Origin of the sequence: Streptomyces phytophilus, from assembly GCF_013870535.1 — a bacterium.
In the GTDB taxonomy this organism is placed as follows: Bacteria; Actinomycetota; Actinomycetes; order Streptomycetales; family Streptomycetaceae; genus Streptomyces; species Streptomyces phytophilus.
Genome location: NZ_JACBXC010000173.1, coordinates 1 through 7,673 on the forward strand (window position 1 = coordinate 1; position 7,673 = coordinate 7,673).

Sequence of the window (7,673 nt, forward strand, 5' to 3'; positions counted from 1 at the left end):
CGTGCTTTCGCGGTGCATCGGCGCTCCTGAGGGGGATGAGCGGGAGGCTTCGACGCGGGTGGGTCACCCGTACACTCGGAGCCTTGGCACGCCGGGTGACCTGCTACTTAACGCAACCGGAACGACGGCGGCCGGGAAGCCCACAAATACCTCCACCGGCCGAAACCACCGCGCAATGGACACGCGATCCTCGCCCGTTCGAGTGGCCGCGGTCACCGTGGGTTCACCGCGGCGGGAACGCGCCGCGCACGCCCCCCTGGCGGCTATGCGCCAACGCCGCAATCCGCCACACTCAACTCCCCCCGCGCGCGCGTGCCTTGCTGATAGATATGCGGGCAGTCGGCACCGGATGCCGGTTTCCACACAGGTGGGGGTTGAACAAGAGATGACGATCTCTCCCAGACGCACGCCCAGACGCACACCCGGGCGCATACCGGGGGGCGGACGGTCACGCGCCGCCGCCCGGATAGCCCTCGCGGCCGGACTGGCCGCCGCGCTCACCGCGACCGGCTCGGCAGCCGGCCAGGCCGCGGAGGGCGCCCCGGAGCCCGACCGGCCCAAGGCCGCGGCGGACAAACTCGGGGCGAAGGACGCCGAACTGCTCGCCGAGGCGAAGGCGGGGGGCGACAAGAATGTCACGCTGCTCGTCGCCGTCGAGCCCGGTGAGACGGCCGGGGTCGCCGACACCTTCCGCGCCGTACGCGGCGCCTCCGTCGGCCGTACGCACGACAGACTCGGCTACGTCCGCGCCACGGTGCCCACCGGCCGCGCCGACGCCGCCATCGACAAGGCCGCGAAGCTCTCCGCGGTCCAGGGCATCGATCTGAACGAGGAGATCGAACTGCCGGACCCGCGGCCGGTCGCCGACCGGGCGAAGGGCGACAAGGGCAGCGGCGCCAAGGGCCTCTACCCGGCGCCCGACCGCTCGACCCCGGCCAAGAACCCGTACCAGCCGGCCCACGAGACCGGCGCCGTCGACTTCGTCAAGAAGAACCCGAAGGCCGACGGCCGCGGCGTCACCATCGGCATCCTCGACTCCGGCGTCGACCTGGCCCACCCCGCGCTGCGCAGGACCACCACCGGCGAGCGCAAGATCACCGACTGGGTGACGGCCACCGACCCGATCGTCGACGGCGACCGCACCTGGCGCCCGATGGTCACCGACGTCTCCGGCCCGTCCTTCACGTTCGAGGACCGCGAGTACACCGCCCCGCGCGGCGACTACTCCGTCAGCCTCTTCAGCGAGAACGCCACGCTGGGCGGCGAGATGCAGGGCGACCTGAACCGCGACGGCGACACCACCGACTCCTGGGCGCTGCTGTACGACGCCGCGGCCGGCACGGTGCGCGTCGACCTCGGCGACGACGGCGACTTCACGAACGACAAGCCGATGGCCCCGTACGGCGAGGACCACGAGTTCGCCTACTTCGGCGCCGACGACCCGGGCACGGCGATCGCCGAGGCGATCCCGTTCGTCGTGGAGATCCGCAAGGACGTGCCGATGGACCCGTACGGCGGGGACTGGGTCGGCAAGACGGAGGACTTCGTCAACATCGGCGTCGTCGAGGGCGCGCACGGCACCCACGTCGCCGGCATCACCGCCGCCAACGGCCTCTTCGGCGGCAGGATGGACGGCGCCGCGCCCGGCGCCAAGCTCGTCTCCTCCCGGGCCTGCACCTGGAGCGGCGGCTGCACCGCGGTCGCGCTCACCGAGGGCATGATCGACCTGGTCGCCGTCCGCGGCGTCGACGTCGTCAACATGTCGATCGGCGGCCTGCCGCCGCTCAACGACGGCAACAACGCCCGCGCCGCGCTGTACAACCGGCTCATCGACACCTACGGCGTGCAGCTGGTCATCTCCGCGGGCAACGACGGCCCCGGCGCCAACACCATCGGCGACCCCGGCCTGGCCGACAAGGTCATCAGCGTCGGTGCGGCCGTGTCCCGCGAGACCTGGGCCGCCAACTACGGCAGCCAGGTCAGGACCAAGTACGCGATGATGCCGTTCTCCTCCCGCGGCCCGCGCGAGGACGGCGGCGCCACCCCGACGATCACCGCCCCCGGCGCGTCGGTCAACACCATCCCGACCTGGCAGCCCGGCTCCCCCGTCGCCGAGGCCGGCTACGAACTGCCGCCCGGCTACGGCATGCTCCAGGGCACCTCGATGTCCTCGCCGCAGACCGCCGGCGCCGCGGCGCTGCTGCTCTCCGCCGCCGAGCGGGAGGGCATCGACGTCACCCCGAACGCCCTGCGCACCGCGCTGACCTCCACCGCCGACCACATCCCCGGCGTGCAGACCTACGCGGAGGGCGCCGGCCGGGTCGACGTCGTGGACGCCTGGGACTCCCTGGAGGACGGCGCCACGGCGTACGAGTACCAGGTGAAGGCGCCCGTCGACACCGTGCTCGACGGCTTCCTCGCCACCCCCGGCGTGGGCACCGGCGTCTACGACCGCGAGAGCGGCCCGGCGCGCGGCGAGTCCGAGACGTACGAGATCACCCTCACCCGCACCACCGGGCCGGCCGGCGGCACGCCGCACGAGCTGGACTGGCAGGGCAACGACGGCACGTTCAAGCTGCTCGGCGACGACGACGTCACGCTGCGCCGCGGCCAGCCGCTGACCGTCAGGGTGCAGGCCGAGCCGCGCTCGGCGGGGCTGCACAGCGCCGCGCTGCTGGTCGACGGCAAGCGCACCGAGGGCATCGACCACCGGGTGCTGACGACGGTGGTCGCCTCGCAGGACCTGGCGGCGCCCGCGTACGGGCACCGGGTGTCGGACGAGACGCAGCGCAACGCGACCCGTTCGTACTTCGTGAAGGTCCCCGAGGGCGCGAAGACCCTGGAGGTGGCGATGAGCGGCCTCGCGGGCAAGAGCCAGACCCGCTGGATCGCGATCGACCCGTGGGGCATTCCGGCCGACGAGACCTCGACGCCGTTCTGCTACAACAACTACGACAACCCGGCCAACACCTGCCGTCCCGACCTGCGCTCCTACGACAACCCGATGCCGGGCGTGTGGGAGATCGAGGTCGAGTCGCGGCGCACCTCGCCGGAGCTGGACAACCCGTTCACGGTCGAGGCGACCGTGCTCGGCGCGGCCTTCGACCCCGAGGTGCAGACGATCGACGAGGCGAAGGTCGGCACGCCCAGCCCGGTGGAGTGGACGGTGACCAACGGGTTCGCCCCGGTCGCCGGCAGGCTCGCCGGCGGGCCGCTGGGCTCCGGCCTGGCGGAGCGCCCGGGCATCGCGGCGGGTGCGACGAACACCACGACGATCGAGGTCGCCGAGGGCGTCACCCGGCTCGACGCGGTGATCGGCGCCACCTCCGACGCCAACGCGGACCTGGACCTGACGGTCTACCGCGACGGCGAGCCGGTGGCGCAGTCCGCGGACGCCGACTCGGAGGAGGGCGTGACCCTCACCGACCCGGAGCCCGGGACGTACACCGTGGAGGTCTTCGCCTACGACGTGCCGGCGGGCACGACGGAGTACGACTACCGCGACGTGTACTTCTCCCCGGCGCTGGGCGAGGTGAGCGTCGGCGACGAGCCGGTGGAGCTGGACAGCGGCGCCGGCGCCGAGGTCGGTGCCGAGGTCACGGTGGCGGCGCCCGGGCCCGAGGGGCGCGAGTTCTTCGGCGAGGTGCAGCTCCAGAACGCCCGCGGCACGGTGGCGGGCGCGGGCAGCGTGCGGATCGGGACGGTCGTGCCGTAACCGGGCGCACCCGTCCCGTACGTCCGTGACATCTGTTACGTCCCGTACGTACCGAAGGAACCCGCGGGGGCGGGACACCGGCACTGCCGGTGTCCCGCCCCTGTGGCGTGTGTCTCAGTCCGCCGCGCGGGCGCACCCGGGGCGGGCGGCTGGGCAGGGGAAACGACTGGAGCCAGCCGCCCGGCGCCCGGCATCATGGTGGGCGGACCCGCACCCGTGAACGGAGAGCCATGAAGATCGGAATCGTCGGAGCCACCGGCCAGGTCGGCGGAGTGATGTGCGACATCCTCGCCGAGCGGGCCTTCCCGGTGGACCAGCTGCGCCTGTTCGCGTCGGCCCGGTCCGCGGGGCGCACGCTGCCGTGGCGGGACGCTCCGGGCGGCACGGTCACGGTGGAGGACGCCGGCACCGCCGACTACTCCGGGCTCGACATCGTGCTGTTCTCCGCCGGCGGCGCCACCTCCAAGGCGATCGCCGAGAAGGTCGCGGCGCAGGGCCCGGTCGTGATCGACAACTCCTCGGCGTGGCGCCGCGACCCCCGGGTGCCGCTCGTGGTCTCCGAGGTCAACCCGCACGCGATCGCCGACCGCCCCAAGGGCATCATCGCCAACCCGAACTGCACCACGATGGCCGCGATGCCCGTGCTCAAGCCACTGCACCGCGAGGCGGGCCTGGTCTCCATGGTCGTCGCCACCTACCAGGCGGTCTCCGGCTCCGGCCTCGCGGGCGTGGAGGAGCTGTTCCAGCAGGTCCGCGCCGTCGGCGAGGAGGCGCCGAAGCTGACCCGCGACGGCGCTGGGGCCGACTTCCCCGAGCCGGAGAAGTACGTGGCCCCGATCGCGTACAACGTGCTCCCGATGGCGGGCTCCCTCGTCGACGACGGGCTGAACGAGACGGACGAGGAGCAGAAGCTGCGCCACGAGTCGCGCAAGATCCTGGAGATCCCGGAGCTGAAGGTCTCCGGCACCTGCGTCCGCGTCCCCGTCTTCACCGGGCACTCGCTCCAGGTCAACGCCCGCTTCGCCGAGCCGCTGAGCCCCGCGCGGGCCGCGGAGGTGCTGGCGGGGGCGGAGGGCGTGGCGCTCGCGGACGTGCCGACGCCGCTGGGCGCGGCCGGGCGGGACGTGTCGTACGTGGGGCGCATCCGGCCGGACGAGACGGCGGAGAACGGGCTGGCGCTGTTCCTCTCGGGCGACAACCTGCGCAAGGGGGCGGCGCTGAACGCGGTGCAGATCGCCGAGCTGGTGGCGGCGGAGCTGCGCTGACCGGCGTCCTGGCCCTCGCCCGACCAGGTTTTCCACAGGCGGCACCGGGGTCTGCGGCCCCGGTGCCGCAGTCGTCCACAGGCCGCTCCGCGCAGGCGCCCGGCGTGCGAGGATTGCGGTCAGTCGTAGGGGTAAGGAGTAGCCCAGGTGCCTGGCACGAATCTGACCCGGGAAGAGGCGCGGGAGCGCGCGCGCCTGCTGAAGGTGGACGCGTACGAGATCGACCTCGACATCTCCGGCGCCAAGGAGGCCGAGGAGGGGGGCACCTTCCGGTCGGTGACGACGGTGCGCTTCTCGGCCGCCGAGGAGGGCGCGGAGTCCTTCGCCGACCTCGTCGCGCCCGAGGTGCACGAGGTGGTGCTGAACGGCACCGCGCTCGACCCCGCCGAGGTCTTCGCCGACTCCCGGATCGCCCTGCCGGGGCTGCGCGCGGGGGAGAACGAGCTGCGGGTCGTCGCCGACTGCGCGTACACCAATACGGGTGAAGGGCTGCACCGCTTCGTCGACCCGGTGGACGGCGAGACGTATCTGTACACGCAGTTCGAGGTGCCCGACGCGCGCCGGGTGTTCGCCAGCTTCGAGCAGCCGGACCTCAAGGCGGAGTTCGCCTTCACGGTGACCGCGCCGGAGGGCTGGCAGGTCATCTCCAACTCCCCCGCACCGGAGCCGGCCGCCGGGGTGTGGCGTTTCCCTCCCACCCCGCGCATCTCGACGTACATCACGGCGCTGATCGCCGGGCCGTACGCGTCGGTGCACGGCACCTGGGAGGGCGAAGGGCGGACGGTGCCGCTGGGCGTGTACTGCCGTCCCTCGCTCGCGGAGTACCTGGACGCGGAGGCGATCTTCGCGGTCACGCGGCAGGGCTTCGACTGGTTCCAGAAGCGCTTCGACTACCCGTACCCGTTCGAGAAGTACGACCAGCTCTTCGTCCCGGAGTTCAACGCCGGCGCGATGGAGAACGCGGGCGCGGTCACCTTCCGGGACCAGTACGTGTTCCGCTCCAAGGTCACCGACGCGGCGTACGAGATGCGGGCCGACACGATCCTGCACGAGCTGGCCCACATGTGGTTCGGCGACCTGGTGACCATGGAGTGGTGGAACGACCTCTGGCTGAACGAGTCGTTCGCCACCTACTCCTCCACCGCCTGTCTCGCCCAGGCGACCGGCTCGCGCTGGCCGCATGCGTGGACGTCGTTCGCGAACCAGATGAAGACGTGGGCCTACCGGCAGGACCAGCTGCCGTCCACGCACCCGATCATGGCCGAGATCTCCGACCTCGACGACGTCCTGGTCAACTTCGACGGCATCACGTACGCCAAGGGCGCCTCGGTGCTCAAGCAGCTCGTGGCGTACGTCGGCGAGGACGAGTTCTTCCGCGGCGTGCAGGCGTACTTCAAGCGCCACGCCTTCGGCAACACCCGGCTCAGCGACCTGCTCGGCGCGCTGGAGGAGACCAGCGGCCGCGACTTGGCGGCCTGGTCCAAGGCGTGGCTGGAGACCGCCGGGATCAACGTGCTGCGGCCCGAGCTGGAGACCGACGCGGACGGCGTCGTCCGGTCGTTCGGCATCCGCCAGGAGGCCCCCGCGCTGCCCGCGGGCGCCAAGGGCGAGGCGGTGCTGCGCCCGCACCGCATCGCGGTGGGGCTGTACGACCTGAAGGACGGCCGGCTGGTACGCACCGACCGGCTGGAGCTGGACATCGACGGCGAGCTGACCGACGTGCCGCAGCTGGCGGGCCGCCCCCGCCCCGCGGTCGTCCTGCTCAACGACGACGACCTCACCTACGCCAAGGTCCGCCTCGACCCCGTCTCCCTGGACGTCGTCACCCGGCACCTCGGCGACTTCGAGACCACGCTGCCGCGGGCGCTGTGCTGGGCGTCGGCCTGGGACATGACCCGCGACGGCGAGCTGGCCACCCGCGACTACCTGGACCTCGTCCTCTCCGGCATCCGCAAGGAGAGCGACATCGGCGTGGTGCAGTCCCTGCACCGCCAGGTGAAGCTGGCCCTCGACCTCTACGCGGCCCCCGACTGGCGCGAGACGGGCCTGGCCCGCTGGTCGGCGGAGACCGAGACCCAGCTGCACGCCGCCGAGCCGGGCGGCGACCACCAGCTCGCCTGGGCCCGCGCCTTCGCGGCCACCGCCCGCACCGACGGCCAACTCGACCTGCTCGCGGGCCTCCTCGACGGCTCCCACACCCTCGACGGCCTGGAGGTCGACACCGAGCTGCGCTGGGCCCTGCTGCACCGCCTGGCTGCCACCGGCCGCGCCGGCGACGACGCCATCGCGGCGGAGCTGGAGCGCGACAAGACCGCCGCCGGCGAACGCCACGCGGCCTCGGCACGGGCGGCCCGGCCGACCGCGGCGGCGAAGTCGCGCGCGTGGACGGAGGTCGTCGAGGAGGGCAACCTCGCCAACGCCGTCCAGGAGGCGGTGATCGGCGGCTTCGTCCAGACCGACCAGCGCGAACTGCTGGCCCCGTTCACGGCGAAGTACTTCGACGCGGTCAAGGACGTCTTCGACTCCCGCAGCCACGAGATCGCCCAGCAGATCGTCGTCGGCCTCTACCCGGCCCTCCAGGTCTCCCAGGCCACCCTGGACGCCACGGACGCCTGGCTCGCGGAGGCCCAGCCGCCCCCGGCCCTGCGCCGCATGGTGACGGAATCCCGCGCCGGCGTGGACCGCGCCCTTCG

General features: G+C 72.7%; 3 protein-coding genes. All 3 read left to right on the plus strand.

The window, feature by feature from the left end; genetic code table 11:
- Positions 1-385: 385 nt before the first annotated feature.
- Positions 386-3,715: a S8 family serine peptidase gene (locus H5J30_RS11420; protein WP_181787322.1), complete on the plus strand. Its 3,330-nt coding sequence runs from the start codon at positions 386-388 to the stop codon at positions 3,713-3,715.
- A gap of 230 nt (positions 3,716-3,945) precedes the next feature.
- Positions 3,946-4,980, plus strand: coding sequence for an aspartate-semialdehyde dehydrogenase (locus H5J30_RS11425; protein WP_181787323.1), 1,035 nt, complete (start codon positions 3,946-3,948; stop codon positions 4,978-4,980).
- A 147-nt stretch (positions 4,981-5,127) separates the two neighbouring features.
- Positions 5,128-7,673: aminopeptidase N (gene pepN / locus H5J30_RS11430; RefSeq protein WP_181787324.1), on the plus strand; the 2,546-nt coding region annotated here is incomplete at its 3' end.